The organism is Prochlorococcus sp. MIT 1304, assembly GCF_047305015.1.
In the GTDB taxonomy this organism is placed as follows: Bacteria; Cyanobacteriota; Cyanobacteriia; order PCC-6307; family Cyanobiaceae; genus Prochlorococcus_A; species Prochlorococcus_A marinus_E.
The window spans coordinates 895,499-912,853 of record NZ_CP138974.1 but is presented as its reverse complement, the minus strand read 5'-3'; the positions used below and the strand labels follow the sequence as shown (position 1 = coordinate 912,853).

At 32.2% G+C, this 17,355-nt stretch carries 17 protein-coding genes; 8 read left to right on the top strand and 9 right to left on the bottom strand.

All coding sequences use genetic code 11. The annotated features are described in order from the left end of the window. Positions 1-14: 14 nt before the first annotated feature. Together SIB45_RS05095 and SIB45_RS05090 are read right to left on the bottom strand one after the other, a co-directional pair. Positions 15-1,016, bottom strand: a complete 1,002-nt coding sequence (locus tag SIB45_RS05095) for a heme o synthase (protein WP_011862470.1) — start codon at positions 1,014-1,016, stop codon at positions 15-17. After that, positions 1,013-1,939, bottom strand: coding sequence for a COX15/CtaA family protein (locus tag SIB45_RS05090; RefSeq protein WP_011862469.1), 927 nt, complete (start codon positions 1,937-1,939; stop codon positions 1,013-1,015). Before SIB45_RS05090 ends, SIB45_RS05095 begins: the two co-directional genes overlap by 4 nt. 263 nt (positions 1,940-2,202) lie before the next feature. Between SIB45_RS05090 and coxB the strand changes: the two genes are divergently transcribed. The 4 genes from coxB to SIB45_RS05070 all read left to right on the top strand — a co-directional run bounded on the left by coxB (position 2,203) and on the right by SIB45_RS05070 (position 5,688). Further along, positions 2,203-3,006, top strand: coding sequence for a cytochrome c oxidase subunit II (gene coxB / locus SIB45_RS05085; protein ID WP_011862468.1), 804 nt, complete (start codon positions 2,203-2,205; stop codon positions 3,004-3,006). Further along, positions 3,003-4,628 (top strand): cytochrome c oxidase subunit I, encoded by a 1,626-nt coding sequence (ctaD, locus tag SIB45_RS05080; protein WP_011862467.1) that lies wholly within the window; start codon positions 3,003-3,005, stop codon positions 4,626-4,628. The genes coxB and ctaD overlap by 4 nt, the downstream gene beginning before the upstream one ends. Before the next feature lie 6 nt (positions 4,629-4,634). Continuing rightward, positions 4,635-5,237: a heme-copper oxidase subunit III gene (locus SIB45_RS05075; protein WP_011862466.1), complete on the top strand. Its 603-nt coding sequence runs from the start codon at positions 4,635-4,637 to the stop codon at positions 5,235-5,237. 97 nt (positions 5,238-5,334) lie between these two features. Further along, positions 5,335-5,688, top strand: a complete 354-nt coding sequence (locus SIB45_RS05070; protein ID WP_011862465.1) for an AbrB family transcriptional regulator — start codon at positions 5,335-5,337, stop codon at positions 5,686-5,688. A 10-nt stretch (positions 5,689-5,698) separates the two neighbouring features. Here SIB45_RS05070 and SIB45_RS05065 read toward each other — a convergent pair whose 3' ends face one another. Then, entirely contained in the window at positions 5,699-6,352 is a 654-nt protein-coding gene (locus tag SIB45_RS05065) for a riboflavin synthase (RefSeq protein WP_011862464.1), read from the bottom strand. 110 nt (positions 6,353-6,462) lie between these two features. Between SIB45_RS05065 and SIB45_RS05060 the strand changes: the two genes are divergently transcribed. Then, complete coding sequence (locus SIB45_RS05060; protein ID WP_011862463.1) at positions 6,463-7,605, top strand: aldo/keto reductase; 1,143 nt, start codon at positions 6,463-6,465, stop codon at positions 7,603-7,605. Here SIB45_RS05060 and SIB45_RS05055 read toward each other — a convergent pair. From SIB45_RS05055 to topA, 5 genes are read right to left on the bottom strand one after another with little or no spacing between them, the layout of a single operon-like run. Beyond that, entirely contained in the window at positions 7,594-8,592 is a 999-nt protein-coding gene (locus tag SIB45_RS05055) for a hypothetical protein (RefSeq protein WP_011862462.1), read from the bottom strand. The two genes, SIB45_RS05060 and SIB45_RS05055, sit on opposite strands and share 12 nt — an antisense overlap. Further along, on the bottom strand, positions 8,593-9,750 hold the full coding sequence (gene cobT / locus SIB45_RS05050; protein WP_011862461.1) for a nicotinate mononucleotide-dependent phosphoribosyltransferase CobT: 1,158 nt from the start codon (positions 9,748-9,750) through the stop codon (positions 8,593-8,595). It lies immediately after the preceding gene. Between the two features lie 11 nt (positions 9,751-9,761). Then, a complete protein-coding gene (locus tag SIB45_RS05045) occupies positions 9,762-10,400 on the bottom strand; it encodes a DUF2232 domain-containing protein (RefSeq protein WP_011862460.1) in 639 nt (212 codons plus the stop codon). A 20-nt stretch (positions 10,401-10,420) separates the two neighbouring features. Continuing rightward, positions 10,421-11,023 carry a hypothetical protein gene (locus SIB45_RS05040; protein ID WP_011862459.1) on the bottom strand — a complete coding sequence of 201 codons (603 nt, stop codon included), beginning with the start codon at positions 11,021-11,023 and terminating at the stop codon, positions 10,421-10,423. Between the two features lie 7 nt (positions 11,024-11,030). Further along, positions 11,031-13,637, bottom strand: a complete 2,607-nt coding sequence (gene topA / locus SIB45_RS05035; RefSeq protein ID WP_011862458.1) for a type I DNA topoisomerase — start codon at positions 13,635-13,637, stop codon at positions 11,031-11,033. A 176-nt stretch (positions 13,638-13,813) separates the two neighbouring features. Here topA and SIB45_RS05030 point away from each other — a divergent pair, with 176 nt between their 5' ends. Further along, complete coding sequence (locus SIB45_RS05030) at positions 13,814-15,334, top strand: NAD(P)H-quinone oxidoreductase subunit N (RefSeq protein ID WP_011862457.1); 1,521 nt, start codon at positions 13,814-13,816, stop codon at positions 15,332-15,334. A 16-nt stretch (positions 15,335-15,350) separates the two neighbouring features. Next, positions 15,351-16,037 (top strand): ABC transporter ATP-binding protein, encoded by a 687-nt coding sequence (locus SIB45_RS05025; RefSeq protein ID WP_011862456.1) that lies wholly within the window; start codon positions 15,351-15,353, stop codon positions 16,035-16,037. A 2-nt stretch (positions 16,038-16,039) separates the two neighbouring features. On the opposite strand, the gene SIB45_RS05020 is transcribed toward SIB45_RS05025, so the two are convergent. Then, positions 16,040-16,789: a biotin--[acetyl-CoA-carboxylase] ligase gene (locus tag SIB45_RS05020; RefSeq protein ID WP_011862455.1), complete on the bottom strand. Its 750-nt coding sequence runs from the start codon at positions 16,787-16,789 to the stop codon at positions 16,040-16,042. A 99-nt stretch (positions 16,790-16,888) separates the two neighbouring features. On the opposite strand from SIB45_RS05020, the gene SIB45_RS05015 reads away from it, so the two are divergent. Next, positions 16,889-17,350 carry a DUF721 domain-containing protein gene (locus SIB45_RS05015; protein ID WP_011862454.1) on the top strand — a complete coding sequence of 154 codons (462 nt, stop codon included), beginning with the start codon at positions 16,889-16,891 and terminating at the stop codon, positions 17,348-17,350. Positions 17,351-17,355: the final 5 nt, after the last annotated feature.

The following is a 17,355-nucleotide window of genomic DNA, read 5'->3' as shown; positions in this document are numbered from 1 at the left end:
ATTTTACATCTAATTTAATTACTAAGCAGGGATACAATAGATAAAAATATTTGCATAGATTGCTGCTCAAATTCTACGGATAGTTGGGTCCTGGAAATTAATAACAAAAGACAAATGCCAAACATGTAGAGAATAGACCACCTAAAAAGAGACTTTGCTCTTGAAAGATCATCAGGAGATTTCTTTAATTCATTTATTAATTGCAAAAGTCTTCCATTAAACGGCAATAACATAATTCCGTATAAGAGACCCCCTTCAGGTAAAGCAAAGACTCCCATAATACTCATTAAAACTGTTGCCCATCCGTAACGAGAAATAGCTTTAGCAGTAAAAACAGATCCTTTAACAGAAGGAAGCATAGGAATACCAACAGATGCATAATCATCCTTCAACAAAATTGCAAGTGCCCAAAAATGAGCTGGGGTCCATAACATTACTAAACCAAACAACCACCAACCACTAAGTCCTACATGCCCTGTGGCAGCAGACGCTCCAACTAAGGGCGGTATCGCACCAGCAACTCCTCCGAAAACAATATTTTTTGTTGTACGAGGTTTCAAAATAACTGTATATAAAATTACGTAGCTAAATAAACCAAGAAGAGTTAAACCCGCAGCCAAATAATTTACACCACTTACTAAAAGCATCGAAGCTGCCAAAGTACATGATACAGCGGCTAAAAATACAGTCTGAGATGACAACTTTCCTGCTGGTAAGGCTCTTTTGCTAGTTCTTGTCATACGCTTATCTAATTCCATTTCCCACAAGCAATTAAGAGCTCCTGCTGCTGCTGCTGCCAAAGCGCCCCCTCCCAAAGTGCAGATAAGTTTTGGGGAAGACAAAGGCCATTCTTCTGTTAAAGCCATTCCTCCCAAAGTTGTAGCCAGTAAAAGTGGGATTAATCTAGGTTTCGCTACTTCAAGCCAGGGCGGCAAAGTTAATCTTTTTCTTGAAGGTACAACTTCATCCCTAATTGAAGATTTATAGTTCAAGTTTTCTAAGTTACTACTGTTCATGAGTTGATACCAACCGTTTGGGGATTAAGGGAGTGGTTTGGACTTTTTTTGGTAAAAGGATTTCTAAAAATTAATGTTGTTAATATCGCAATAAATAAAGAGGCGTTAAGTTGATGACCGATAATAAAAATAGGTTCATTTAAATTTGTTTTAAGACTTAAAACACCCAAAGTAATTTGGGAAAACAAGAGAAAAATAAGTGTTGTGAGATATTTCCAATTTTCATCAAGCAAACTTCTCTTATAAATTGCAATAGCAATAATCAATAAAATTGAGAAAGCAATTGGAAAAGCAAATAATTTATGTGTATTTAGAATTAGACATTGTTTATTAAAAGATAAGCAAATGTGCGCTGACCAGGTTGATGAAAGCCTTACGCCAATAAAAGATTGAATCAGAGTAAGTAAAAGAGGAACAAAAAATAATAATCTCCACCAAATTAAAGGCTCTTCAATGTAGTCATTTTCTAAATTTTGATTTATTGAAATTGTTGTAATGAGAAGTAGAAAAGCTATTAAGAGATGGCCAGTAACAGTATATGAATCAAGCAGATTTATTACTGTTAAAGCTCCAAAGGATCCTTGGACAATAACGAGAAAAAGTAATAATGAATAAGTTTTAGGTAACCAATTTGGAATTTCATTTTTCCAAATAATTGAAAGCGTAAATTTAAAAAGAATTAATATTCCAACCAGAAAAGCATCTAGACGATGAAACCACTCTAGAAATACTCTTAGGTTCATATGTTTAAAAGGCAAAAAAGATCCATAACATAATGGCCAATCTGGACAGGCAAGTCCTGCCTCCATGACTCTCGTAGCACCTCCAATTACGATTAGTGCGATAAGTGCAAATACACTATGACTTCCCAACCTTTTAAAAATTGTCAGATATTTTGATTTATATAATTGGTTATTAATCAAATGGATAAAACCTATTATTTTGCATAATAAATTAGATTCAAAAACCAAACATTAATTAAAAATTAATATGTTTAATTTAAAAAATAATTTTCTAATTTAATCTTTTTTCCCTGACAATTAACTCTAAAAAGTTATTAATAATACGTCTTTTATTTCCTAAATCTTAAGAAGTTGTGAATTTAAATGTTTTTCTATTAACAAAGGATGCAGGATTAAAAAAATTGAATATCTTGAAAATATAAAAACATATTTTTTGAGATCAATTGTTAAATAAAAACATTTATTTAATACTAACTATTTCACTTGTTTTTGCTATATCTTTTTGGATTGGTTTTAATGTAAATTTGCTCCCAACGGAAGCAAGTATTAATGCACCAATTTACGATGAACTTTTTAAAATTCTTTTCATCATTGGATTAATTATTTTTATAGGAATGACAATAGCTGTTATTTATAGCTTATTTAGATTTAGGAAAAGAAATGATCAGATAGGTGATGGTATAGCTTTAGAGGGAAATTTAAGCTTAGAAATTGTATGGACAATTATTCCTTCAATAATTGTTTTGTTAATAGGTTTATATAGCTACAACATCTACGATCGAATGGGAGGTATGAAAGAACTAAATCATAACCACGAAATGATGAGTTCTAATTCTGAAAAAATATGGGCTGGAATAAGTCAAACTTCTGATAATGAAATAGCAATAAATAATTTATCAATTGAAGTTTCAGCTATGCAATTTGCATTTCTATTCAATTATCCCAAGGGCAATTTCATATCAGGAGAACTACACGTTCCTGTTGATCAAAAAGTATCAATGAAGATGGAATCCAAAGATGTCATTCATGCTTTTTGGGTGCCAGAGTTCAGAATTAAACAGGATATTATTCCTGGGCAACCTACTATTCTAAATTTCACTCCTACAAAAGTAGGAAAATATCCGATAATTTGCGCAGAATTATGTGGCCCATATCATGGAGGGATGAGAGCCTCCATAATTGTTGAAGAAGAATCTGATTACAACGAATGGTTTAACAAAAATAAAAAACCTGAGGTAAATTTATGACAATATCAATTGATCCACAAAAAACTAATAATGAAAGCCTTCAACCTAAAGGCTGGCTTAGATACTTTAGTTTTAGCCTTGATCATAAAGTAATTGGGATACAATATTTGGTTTGTGGTTTCCTCTTCTATTTAATAGGAGGAAGCTTAGCGAGCGCTATAAGAATTGAACTAGCCAGTCCAATGTCTGATTTCATGCCAAGAGATGTTTATAACCAAGTTTTAACTTTACACGGAACAATAATGATATTCCTTTGGATAGTGCCAGTAGTAAACGGTGCTTTTGGAAATTATTTAATTCCATTTTATGTAGGCGCGAGAGATATGGCATTCCCAAGATTAAATGCCGTAGCTTTTTGGTTAATTCCTCCTTCAGGTTTGATGTTGGTAGCAAGCTATTTTGTTGAGGGTGCTGCTCAGGCTGGATGGACGGCTTATCCACCTTTAAGCATAACTACTCCTCAATCTGGACAAATTATTTGGATTCTGAGCGTTCTATTACTTGGAGGCAGTTCTATATTTGGTGGAATAAACTTTATAGCCACCATTATCAAATTAAGAAGGCCAGGATTAAAACTAATGCAATTGCCAATGTATTGTTGGGCAATGCTTGGAACAAGTCTATTAGTTGTTTTGTCAACTCCTGTTTTAGCAGGCACTTTAATTCTTCTTAGCTTCGATATCATTGCTAATACTGGGTTTTTCAATCCTGTTTTAGGAGGCAATGTCGTAGTTTATCAGCATTTATTTTGGTTTTATTCTCATCCAGCTGTATACATTATGGTCCTTCCAGCCTTTGGTTTAGTTAGTGAAATACTTCCTGTACATGCTAGAAAACCACTTTTCGGATATACAACAATGGTTTTTTCAATAATGGGGATAGTAGTTTTAGGTCTAGTTGTTTGGGCGCATCACATGTTTACAAGTGGAACGCCCCCTTGGATGAGATTGTTCTTTACAATTGCCACAGCATTTATCGCTGTTCCAACGGGTATAAAATTTTTTAATTGGGTTGCAACATTATGGGGAGGAAAAATTTCCATAAATAGTGCAATGTTATTCTCTTGTGGATTTATTATAAATTTCGTTTTTGGAGGTATTACAGGAGTTGCTTTGGCACAGGTACCTTTCGATATTCACGTACATGATACCTATTTTGTTGTCGCCCATTTTCATTACATAGTTTATGGAGGGACTGTCTTCATTATTTTCTCTTCAATTTATCATTGGTTCCCCAAAGTAACTGGAAAAATGCTCAATGAAAAATTAGGAATTTTACATTTTATCATTACTTTTATTGGATTTAACTTGTGCTTTGCTCCTCAACATTGGCTTGGTTTAAATGGAATGCCAAGAAGAGTTGCAGAATATGATCCTCAATTCCAGTTCGTTAATCAAATTAGTAGCCTTGGGGCTCTTTTGATGGCTATAAGTACAATTCCTTTTTTAATTAATGTATTCCTTAGTGTGAGAAATGGAAAAGATGCTGGAGATAACCCTTGGAATGCTCTTACACCTGAGTGGTTAACATCTTCTCCACCTCCAGTTGAAAATTGGGAAGGAGAAGCTCCATTAGTTGAAGAACCCTATGGTTATGGTAAGGAAATTTCTGAACTAAAATAAAAACATATGACAACTCTTGATAGCTCAAAAGAAATTCAAAAAAATAATTCTGAAGTCAACGAAACACATGAAGACTTCAGAATGTTTGGTCTTATAACTTTCCTAATTGCGGATGGAATGACTTTTGCTGGATTCTTTGCTGCTTATTTAACATACAAAGCAGTAAATCCATTACCTGATGGTGCTATTTATGAATTAGAACTCCCAATACCTACACTCAATACAATTTTGTTACTTGTTAGTAGTGCAACTTTCCATAAAGCCGGCAAAGCACTTTTAAAAGATAAAAACTCTGAATCCCAAAAATGGTTATTTTTTACTGCTTTTCTTGGAATTATATTTTTAATATGTCAATTATTTGAATATTTTCATTTACCTTTTGGATTAACCGATAATTTATTTGCAAGTACTTTTTATGCTCTTACTGGTTTTCATGGATTACACGTCACTTTAGGAACTTTAATGATTTTAATTATTGCTTGGCAATCGAGAATCAAGAGCGGAAGATTAACAAGTCAAAATATGTTCCCTTTGGAAGCTGTTGAATTGTACTGGCATTTTGTAGATGGAATATGGGTTATTTTATTTATTATTTTGTATCTTTTATAAAAAAATATATTTTAAAAATTAAATATATTTTTTATTAATTTGTATTGCCACAGTTCTCCTTTTTAGTAAGAATATATAATTAGAAATTTGTCAGATAATGCTAGAAGGAAAAGAACTTCTTGAAAAAGCAAAATTATTAAGTAAAAAATCTGAAGATGAGATTGCCAAAAGTTGTGGGTACGTAGGTCCTAGTGGAAGAATCTTAAGAAAAAGTTTTTATAGGGCGCTTATTGAAGCTAAGGGTTACAAAATAGGAAATGGTCGTCAGGGTAAAAATGGTAATAGAGCTTCAAGAGGCAGACAGACGGAATTCAAAACTAAAGTTCATGGCAATGGGAATCTATTAATTGGTCATGCCTACACCAAAAAATTAGGTCTAGAACCTGGTCAAGAATTTAAAATCGATCTTAAAAAAGAATCAAAAACAATTTATCTGATTCCATTAAATTAAAAAATATATTTTACCAACCGTTTTCTTTAAGCCACTCGGAAGAAATATTATTAGAAGATAGATCTTGATTACTATTTTTATTAAATAAAAGTAATTTCTCTACATATTTAATTAATGCGTCTGCCTCAAGGTTTACGCTGTCACCGATATTTAATTTATTCAGATTTGTTTTATGCCAAGTATGAGGAATTATCGCAATAGTAAATATTGCTCCTTCCTGCTCATATTTTGCAATCGTAAGACTTATACCATTTACACAAATACTACCTTTATTAACTACATATTTTGAAAAATTATTATTTTTCCACTTTATTGATAAGAGCCAAGATTTCTCTAATTTTTCTATATTCTCAACTATTCCAAGGCCATCAACATGTCCGCTGACTATATGCCCTCCTAGACGGTCAGACACCCTAAGAGCGGGCTCCAAATTAACAATCTGATTTAGGTTAGACTTTACTCCTAAAGTTGTTTTTTTTAATGTCTCCTCACTAACATCAACAGTAAATTTATTTTGAAAAATCTCTTTAACTGTCAAACAAATTCCATCAACAGCTATGCTGTCACCAATTGCCATATCAAATAAATTATCTAGAATTTCAATTTCTAAAATATTTTTTTCTTGTCTTAGTTTTCCAATTGATTGAATTATTCCTGTAAACATAGTTTAAAAAAAATATTTATGCAAAATTTTGTATTTACTTTAATTTACTTTAAATCATTTTCAACTATAAATAAATTAAAGAGTAAAAAAAAGAAATTGATCATATTTAGATGATTATTAATTCACAAAAAAGATCATTTGGTAGAGGGGCGAAAGTGAGCTTATTCACTTTGGGGACAATGCGATCAACTGAAAGTCTCGAAAAAATGTATAGCATAATAAAAAATGCATATTATGTAGGAATTAACCACATAGAAACAGCACCCTCTTATGGTGATGCTGAATCACTTATTGGAAATTCAATAAAAAAATTAGCAATAGAAGAGAATATAAAAGAAAAAAATTGGGTGATTACTTCCAAAGTTTTACCAAAGGGTGATTTTGACTTTTTAAAAAATAATTTTAAAAAGTCTCTTAAAAATTTAAATCGCGAGAAAATTAATAATCTTGCAATTCACGGACTCAACTTAAAACAACATCTAGATTGGGTTCTTTCTGGAGAGGGTAAGAAATTCATTTCTTGGATACTTGAAAAGGAACTAGTTGATCAAGTCGGTTTTAGTTCTCACGGAAGTTATTCACTAATTAAAGATGCAATTAACTGTGAAGTTTTTACTTTTTGTAGTCTTCATTTACATTATTTAGATCAATCTAAGATTGCTTTAGCAGAGGAAGCTATAAAAAAAGGTATGGGAGTTTTAGCAATATCACCTGCAGATAAAGGCGGTAGATTGTATTCTCCAAGTGATATTTTGATAGAGGCCTCTAAGCCTTTTCATCCATTAGAATTAGCGTATCGATTTCTTCTCGCAAAAGGCATTACTACTTTATCCTTGGGGGCGACAAACAAAAAAGATTTTGAATTTGCGCATAAACTTAGAAACTCATTCGAGAAGCTTACAAAACTTGAAAAAAGCGCCCTTAATAAAATTGAGGAAGTTTCTAATGAAAGATTAAACTCAACCAAATGTGAACAATGTAGATCTTGTCTTCCATGTCCAAATGAAGTGCCTATTCCTGAAATACTTCGTTTAAGAAATATATCTGTTGGTTATGGCCAATTAGAATTTGCAAAAGAAAGATACAATTTAATAGGAAAAGCTGGCCACTGGTGGGAAGAAAAAAATTCCTCATTTTGTCAAGAATGTAATAAATGTGTTCCTAAATGTCCTAGTAAATTAGATATACCAAATTTATTAAAGGAAACTCATAACTTATTAATTGAAAATCCTTCAAAAAGATTATGGGGATAAGGACTCATTCCAGATATTTTTAAGATTAATTTTTTGTTCATTTGTTAAAACAGGGAAAGACCAACTATTTTCCCAACATTTCTCAGAAGGTCCTGAGATGGGGAGCATTTCAGTTTTATATTTACTTTGCAAATAATCACTATTGAATGGAAGAAACCAACCCTGGCTTACTAATTTATCTACAATTGATTTATTTTCTAAAGATTTAATCCATTTCATTAATATTGCATTATTTAGATTTGATCGACTAAGTAGAAAATGCCACATCAAAGGTACGCCTTGGCTAGGGAAAACTAAAGAAAGCCTTGGGTCTATTTTTAAATATTTTGAACAAAGACTATAAGGAACTATTGCGACAATAGCATCAGAATTAATCAACCAATTGAGCATATTTTTATCATCAAATAACATAGCTTGGCTTTTGAGTTTTTTTAAAGAATTAGATGAATTAATTTTTTGAGCAATTGACAATATTATTCTGGGACTTTGAGGAAAAATAATTTTCCCAGTTAATTTTTCAGAAAGAAGAAAATCCCAAGATGTTCTTGCTGAAGTTATTAATTCTTTATTATTTTTAATGATGATTGTATAGGGTACTACGCCAATAGGAAATAATTTACTCCTCAGATTTTGATCAAAACTTCCCAAAAAATCTATCGATCTCTTATCCAAATTTTCGAACAGTGCATATTCATTTATTTTTTCAAATTCTGAAAAATCTATACTAGAAATCCATCCATCATTTATTAAAGTAAAGTCAGAATTGAAAATTGTGTTTCTATTTTTTTGTAGCTGAATATTTTCAAAATTAATTTTTTCCTGCTTCCAATCTTTTGGAATCGTATCTTTAAAAGATTCTGGATAAAAAGAATTTTGTAATGCAATTTTTACTTTATTAGGTAGATTACTGCAAGAGTATAAGAAAAATAAAAGCGAAAGCTTACCACATTTTAAAAATTCTCTTCTGGTTGGAAATTTTGAAAACATTCAGCAATCCTTCTCTAAAGAAATTTGACCTAGGCCCTTCATCATTTCCAGATTTTGTTGACACAATGAAACTATTTCTTCATTTTTAAATCCATCTAAGAAAGCAAGCAATGATATTCCACCAGCACCTACACCTTCTTTTACATGACCTAATTCATAATCCTTCAATTCTTTGTATTTTGAAGATTTGAAATTTAAAGGACTGGCTAAACCTAATAATTTGACATCATATTTTTCATTAATTAGATTTACTAAATCATTTAGAGAATTATCTTTCACAAGCCACCCAGTTGTCGCAATAAAAACATCTTCAATAAATTCATCTTTATTTTTTTCACCTAAAAATTCTAATACAAGCAGAATGACTGCTAACATCTGACTTCCTCCAGACAATATTACAGGTTGTTTTGCTAACCTGGCACCAATTAATAGACCCATTGAAAAAGCTTGGAAAGGATCACCTACTGCCGCGACAACATCAAAAGAGTCGGAATCAGCCTTGAAATGCGCATTTAAAAGTCCTCTTTTAATTACTTGTCTTCTTAGTTCTCTTGGAGCTTTAAATAAACTACTCCCTACTAAATTAGATACCTGCAAACCAAAAGCTTCCATTACTGCCTGAGCAGTTGTAGTGCCCCCCGGTACAGACTCAGAAATTAAAACTGGTTGTTTTAAGGATTTTCCTATAGCAAGACCTTTTTCATAGAGATTTAAAACTCTCTCTTTAGTCATCGATTTACCAGTAGTAAGACAATTTGATGGGCCCAAATTTCTATCTTCTACAACCAAATGATTAAAATAAGGCTTTACTCCTATTCCCAGAGGAACAATAACTGGATAAGCATTTATAAGCTTTGAACAAACATGACTGATTAGGGCCGGAGTTACTCCTGCATTGAGAAGAGGCAATTTATATTTATGACCTTTTGAAGCACCCTCAAGCAAAAATTCAGCATCTGCGAGCGCAGTTGTTCTCCTCGATTTTGGATTAATACCTGCTGCGGAAATTCCTGGAATTTGAGATGTATTAGTCCCAGCGATTATAAGAAATATTTTTAAATTTTTAATATTCTTTTTTAGTATTTCTATCTTATTGAGTTGTCTTTTTTTATTGGATTCATTACCAAAAAAATTTATCCCTAATTCTGTACTGTACATTCTTACTTTTTTTAATTATTAAAATCAACTAAGCTGTTTAACAATCTTGGAGGCTCTGGGATGGTTAATTTAAATCTAGGAAACAGAGAATAGGCAACTACATGTACAGTTAAAACATAAACTATTTCTTGAAAAATTATTAATAAAATTGCACCTAGTTGTATACTCAAAATTGAAGGATATAAAGGTAAATTAAATAATCCAATTAACTTTTCTATTAGACCATAACTCGCTCTAGTAATTAACACCCAAAGATTATCTCCAACCAACGTAGATAATGCTATTACTCTTATTAAAAAGCCAAGGGTTCCTGTAACAACTCCCCCAGTTAAACTAAGTTTCCAACTCTTTTCTTTAACCCAACACCAACCTAACCAAAAAGCCAAAATCCCATAAGGAAATAAAAATAAAGTTCCTCTAACAGGACCCATAATTATGAATAAAAGTAGAAATTGTATTAAAAGTCCTTCCAATGCAATTTTAGTTCCTCTTCTCAAGTGCAATAAAATCATTGGGAGGGGTAAAATCAACCTTAATAAAGCTCCCCCAATTGGCAGATAATATAGTGCAACCCATAATAAAGACGAAAGAGATGCTAAATAAGAGGTCTCGACAATATTTAATGCTTCAGTTTTTGTTGTTATTTTCATTTTTTGTTGAATATTTTTAATTAATTTTTATTCATACTTTTTTTTTTGGAATCTAAGATACGTTCAATCTTTTCTATTTCAAAATTTACCTCAGAATTACTCAATATGGAACTCAACTCTTCCGTGGGATCTTTTGGATCTACATCTTTTAAAATCAATATTATTTTGTAAGATTGAAGCTCAATTTTTCTTTTTTTTGAAAGATTATTAATTTTTTTATCTTTTTTATCATCAAATTTTTTGTTTTCTTTTTCTAAATTTAAATCGTTTTTATTTTCTGGAACATTTTTTGGCTTTTCTACCCTTTTAATTTTTTTATCTTTTTTATCATCAAATTTTTTGTTTTCTTTTTCTAAATTTATATCGTTTTTATTTTCTGGAACATTTTTTGGCTTTTCTACCCTTTTAATTTTTTTATCTTTTTTATCATCAAATTTTTTGTTTTCTTTTTCTAAATTTATATCATTTTTATTTAATAAGTTATTTTGTAAATCTTCATTTTTGCTTGTTTTTTCTAAATCATTAAAACTACTCTCAAGAAAATTTCCAATCCTCCCTCCAGAACATGATTGCAAGAAAATTAAAAAAATTAATAAAAAAAATTCTTTTTTTTTTAAAATCATATTTTTTCTAACTTTTCTTTTTCCTGGTAGTTTTTTTATTACTAATCTTTGTTTTTTTTAAAATTGAACCTTTTTTATCTTTTAGTTTTTCTTCTAAAAGAGATACTGCGTCATCTATGGTAAATTTTTCTATGTCAGTATCTTTGGCAATCGAAACATTGGTTTTACCACATTTTAAATAGACCCCATATCTTCCATTTAATATTTGAATTTTTTCTTTAAATTCTTTCGGTTTTCCAAAGTCTTTAAGTACCTCTTGACCACCTCTACCCATTTTTGGCATCGCAAGAATTTCTAATGCTCGTTCTATATCAACTGTAAAAACATCATCCTCTTTCTTTAAGGATCTGTTTTCAGATTCATTTTCATTTTTAATCCATTTGATATAGGGGCCAAATCTTCCTCTATCAGCCTCGACAACTCCTCCTTCAGGATGAACTCCTAACAATCTAGGCAAGCTTAAAAGTACAAGAGCCTCATCTAGAGTTAGATCATCAGTTTTCAACTCTTTAGGTAATGAAGCTCTTCTTGGTTTAGCTTTATTTTGATCATTATTTCCCAATTGTACGTAAGGTCCATAAGGTCCAAATCTTAAAAAGACTTTTTCCCCAGTTTTTGGATCAGTGCCAAGATCCGATGGGCCACTTAAAATTTGATCAACTTGCTTTATGTCTAAATCTCCAGGAGTAATATCCATTGGAAGATTACCTTTCGCCTGAATTTCATTACCAGATTCATCAATTTTTGTACCTTCTAGCCAAGGTCCGTTAGAGCCTATTCTTACTACACAAGGAAGGTCTTCGAAATCAACTTGTCTATAAGCTTTACCATCAATATCACCCTCTGTTTTCTGAACCTTTACCTCCAAACCATTTTTACCTTTATAGAAAGTTTCTAGGTATGGCAGCCACTCAAGATTTCCTGAAGATATTTCATCCAATGAAGATTCCATTTTTGCAGTAAAAGTAGTATCAACAAGATCAGGAAAATGTTCTTCTAATAGAGCAGTAACAGCAAAAGCTGTAAAAGTTGGAGCCAAAGTATTGGAAGATATATTCGCATAACCTCTATCAACTATGGTCCCAATAATACTGGCATAGGTAGAAGGTCTTCCAATCCCTTCTTTTTCAAGAACTTTAACTAATGCGGCCTCTGTATATCTTGCAGGAGGTTTAGTTTCATGAAAAGTAGATTCCTTCTTCGTAACATCAAGACATGTTCCAGTTGTTAAGTTTGGGAGAATAATTTCTTGTTGTTCAAGGGATGAACTTGGATCATCACTTCCCTCGACATAAGCTCTGAAGAATCCTGCGAAATCAATACTTTTCCCACTCGATTTAAATATTCCATCCCCTACGCTAATTTCAGCATTAATCATTGTTAGCCTAGCTTCAGCCATTTGACTAGCTACAGTTCTTTTCCAAATTAAATCGTAAAGTGATAAATCTCTACCAGTTAGATTAGTTTCCTTTGGTGTTTTAAATACCTCACCTGCAGGCCTAATAGCTTCGTGAGCTTCTTGAGCATTTCTTGCAGTTGAATTAAATTGTCTTGGTGAGTTAGATAAATATTCTTTTCCATACATAGAACTAACACATTCTCTAGCAGCTCTTGTGGCTTGTTCGGAGAGATGAACTGAATCAGTTCTCATATACGTTATAAAACCTCTCTCATATAGCCCTTGCGCACATCTCATAGTTTCTCTTGCAGACAAACGAAGCTTCCTATTTGCTTCTTGTTGTAATGTGCTTGTTGTAAATGGAGGAACTGGCTTACGAGTGGATGGCTTTTTTTCGATTTTTGAGACTAACCAATCCTCAGAGGAAAAAGTCTTCAATAAGTCATTTACTTGTTCTTCTCCAATTATTAAAGATTTGTTCCCTTCTTTTAATTTACCGGTTTGTTCGTCGAAATCGGAACCGTTAGAAATTCGTTGACCGTTTAAACTGAATAATTTAGTTTCAAAAGTTATATTATCTTTTACTAGGGAAGCTTTAATTCCCCAGTAACTAGCTTTTTTAAAGGATCTTCTTTCTCTCTCTCTTCTAACAAGAAGCCTTACAGAAACTGATTGAACCCGACCAGCAGATAATCTGGGGGCTACCTTCTTCCAAAGTAAAGGAGATAATTCATATCCAAAAAGCCTGTCCAAGATTCTTCTGGTTTCTTGAGCCTGAACAAGTTCCATATCAATTTCTCTTGTTTGATCTAAAGCTTTATTAATTGCCTTTTTTGTAATTTCATGAAAAACCATTCTCTTAGTTGGTATTTTAGGCTTCAGTATTTGCAGAAGATGCCAGCTAATACTCTCTCCCTCTCTATCTTCATCAGTTGCCAGTAATAGTTGGGTAGCACCTTTCAAAGCATCTTTCAGCTCTTTAACAACCTTTTTCTTATCTTTAGGAACTATGTAAAGTGGTTCAAAATCTTCTGTTGTATTAACTCCTATCCTTGACCATTTTTCCTTTTTAACCGCAGCAGGTATTTCAGCAGCTCCTTTTGGAAGATCTCTTACGTGTCCCATTGAAGCGAGAACTTCATAGTTAGAAGGCAAAAACTTTCTTATAGTTTTTGCTTTGGTGGGACTTTCAACAATAACAAGTGTGTGATCCAAGGTTTATTTCAAAAATTGGTGTTTTAGTTCAGTTAAGGCATATTATGATTATTTGAAGCTTTTTCAAGTAATTTCTTTTGAAAAATTTCAAAAATCATACCCACAAATTATAATCAAGTTAAGATTAACTCTTAGACCCTTACAATCAAACATCTAATTTAATCCAATTTAATAAAGTGCCCAACGAAATCTTTACAATTAATTTAAATGCTCAAGCCATAATTCCAGAGGCTTTTATTTTACTAGGTATTGTTGGAACACTTCTTGTAGATTTAGCTGGAGAAAAAACTGCATCAAAATGGGCCCCATCAATTTGCTATTTATCAATTGGGAGCTCTCTTCTTAGTTTGACCTTGCAATGGAATAATCCTGTAGAAAGCGCATTCCTTGGGTCCTTTAATTCAGATAATTTAGCGATAGCATTTAGAGCAATAATAGCTTTATCAACTTTAGTTTCTTTACTCATAAGCTGGCGTTATACAGAGCAAAGTGGAAGCCCTATTGGAGAGTTCGCAGCAATAGTTCTTTCGGCAACTCTTGGGGCAATGCTTCTGTGTGGATCTACTGACCTTATAAGTGTATTTATATCTCTTGAGACTCTATCAGTAGCGAGCTATTTACTTTCTGGTTATCTCAAAAGAGATCCAAGAAGTTCAGAAGCAGCTTTAAAATACTTACTTGTTGGTTCAGCTGCAGCTGCAGTCTATTTGTATGGCTCCTCTTTTCTGTATGGATTAAGTGGTTCAACAAACTTAACAACAATTGGTTTAGAGATTATCAATAAGCCTTCATTCATTACCTCTTTAGCTCTTGTATTTGTTTTATCAACTGTTGCATTTAAAATAGCTGCTGTTCCTTTTCATCAATGGACTCCTGATGTATATGAGGGATCACCTACACCTGTAGTTGCTTTTTTATCTGTTGGTTCGAAAACAGCAGGGTTTGCATTCGCAATAAGAATATTAAGCACTACTTTCTCTTCTTTCGATGAGGAATGGAAACTTTTATTTACTATTTTGGCCATTTTGAGCATGGCTCTAGGAAATGTTGTAGCTCTAGCTCAAACCTCAATGAAAAGGATGCTAGCTTACAGTTCTATTGGTCAAGCTGGATTCGTAATGATTGGAATAGTATCTGGAACACAAGATGGTTTATCAGCTGCTGTATTATATTTGGCAGCATATTTGTTTATGAATTTGGGGGCATTTTCATGTGTAATACTTTTCTCTTTAAGAACTGGTTCTGATAGGATTCTTGATTACTCAGGACTTTACCAAAAAGATCCTCTCATTACATTAGGCTTAAGCCTTTGTCTTCTATCTCTTGGAGGTTTACCTCCAATGTTAGGATTTTTTGGCAAGATATATTTGTTCTTTGCAGGTTGGGCAAATCATCAGTATCTATTGGTAATCGTTGGATTAGTAACTTCAGTTATATCCATTTATTACTACATTTCAGTGATCAAAATGATGGTAGTTAAAGAACCACAGGAAGCTTCTGAAATAGTCAAATCATATCCTGAAGTTAATTGGGGAATTGCGGGGCTGCCTCCCTTGAGAGTTGCACTTTATACTTGCGTTGCGGTAACTGCTCTTGGAGGAATCCTCTCTAATCCTCTTTTTAAATTAGCTAACACAGCAGTTTCAGAAACTCCTTTCCTACAAGATGTTATTGCTGCAGCAAATAATATTTCCTAGAAGAATTTTTCAATAAATGTCTAAGAAAGTCGCAAGTTTAGAAAAAATATCTAAAACATATGGAAAAGATGATCTAACTGTTAAAGCCTTAGACAGTATAAATTTAGAAATTTATAAAGGTGATTATTTAGCTGTAATGGGAGCAAGTGGCTCAGGCAAAAGTACAGCCATGAATATTATTGGATGTCTAGATAGACCCTCTGAAGGTGTTTACAAATTAAATGGTATCCCTGTTGAGAATTTATCTGATGATGAGTTAGCCGAAATACGTAACCAAAAATTAGGCTTCGTTTTTCAACAATTTCATCTTCTTTCAGATGCAACTGCACTTGAGAACGTAATTTTGCCAATGATTTATGCTGGTATTGAACCTGAGCAAAGATTAATGCGAGGTAAGAATGCCCTAAAAAAAGTTGGCCTTTCAGAAAGAATGAATAATCGCCCAAACCAATTATCCGGAGGTCAACAACAACGAGTTGCTATTGCGAGGGCTATTATCAATAACCCCGCAATTTTGTTAGCAGACGAACCTACTGGAGCACTAGATTCAAAAACCACTGAAGATGTATTAGATCTTTTTGACAAACTGCATGAATCTGGAATAACTATAGTTTTAGTTACGCATGAAGATGAAGTTGCAAATCGCGCAAAAAAAATTGCCAAATTTAAGGATGGAAGAATAGTTGAATTAAAAGTTAATTAAATTCAAAACCTTCTAATTACCTTCATTTGAGTTTCATTTTTAATTCTTAAATTCCCATTCGAATCAATATCTTTAATTTTCCATGAATCAGGACAATAACCACTAGGTAAAAAACTTTTAGTAAGAAACTTATTTGCAGATTTAATTACATATTCTTTTTTCTTGTTACATTCAATTGAATCATAAAAAGCCTTAAGAACTTTGGCTGTCCAATAGTGTTGATTAATATTCTTAGTTTGAAGTACTTTTGATAATGAAATACCTTCTGATGGGGTGAAATTTAAAACATTCATGCCAAGTCCTAATCTTACATAGATAATTTTTTTGCCCCTTGTTACCACCCTTGGTAAAAATCCAATCAACTTTTTTGAACCAAAAAAAATATCATTTGGCCATTTCAAACAAACATTTATATTCTCTTGTCTAAGCATTTCACATAACTTAATTCCTAAAGACAAATTAAATATTTGACATTCAAATTCCTTTGAAAATAGTGGGTAAGCTGCACTTAACCAAATCCCGCCTTTTGGAGAAACCCAAGTTTTTGAATTTTGGCCAAACCCTGAGAACTGTTCTCTTGCAATTATCGCTACTGGCTGGTTTTTCTTTATTTCAGAATATTCAAGCAAGTTTGTCAGTTCATCCTCGGTACTTTTACATTTTATTTTGTAATGAAGTGTCCAGGTTGGATGTTGACCCTGAATTTTTTTTAAATAAAAAACTGTCTTAGCTGCAGGTCCAATAACTTTCACAAATTCTTTATTAAAACAACGAGCATCTTTTTAAAGATTAGATTAACTTTAGTCTTAATAAGCAAATTTTACAAATTGGACAAAAAGTATTTGCCAATAGTGAATAGAAGGAATCCACATCCATTAAAAAATTGTCTTGATAATTTCAAAAAATCCTGCGGAGACTTAGATAAACTCTCTAAAATCAATGAAAACTGGAAGAACCTAATAGGCCTAGAACTATTTCAAGAATGCAAACCATTAAATATTGAAAAAAAAATACTTACTATTGCAGTAAATCATCCACAGTGGCGTCAAGCTTTAATCTATAACAAGCATAAATTAAAAGAAAGAATCGAGAAAATTGGAATAACTTTGAATGAAATAAAAATAATACAAAATTATGAAACTAAAAATAAAAATATCAAAGCTACTAATGCAAAGATAGTTTGGGCAAAGCATCCAAGCAGAATCAATCAAAATAATATGTGTATTTGTACTCTTTGTAATTCCCCTACTCCTGAGGGCGAAATCAAAAGATGGGGAAAGTGTTCTTTTTGTTGGAGAAAAATAAAAAACTAAATTCT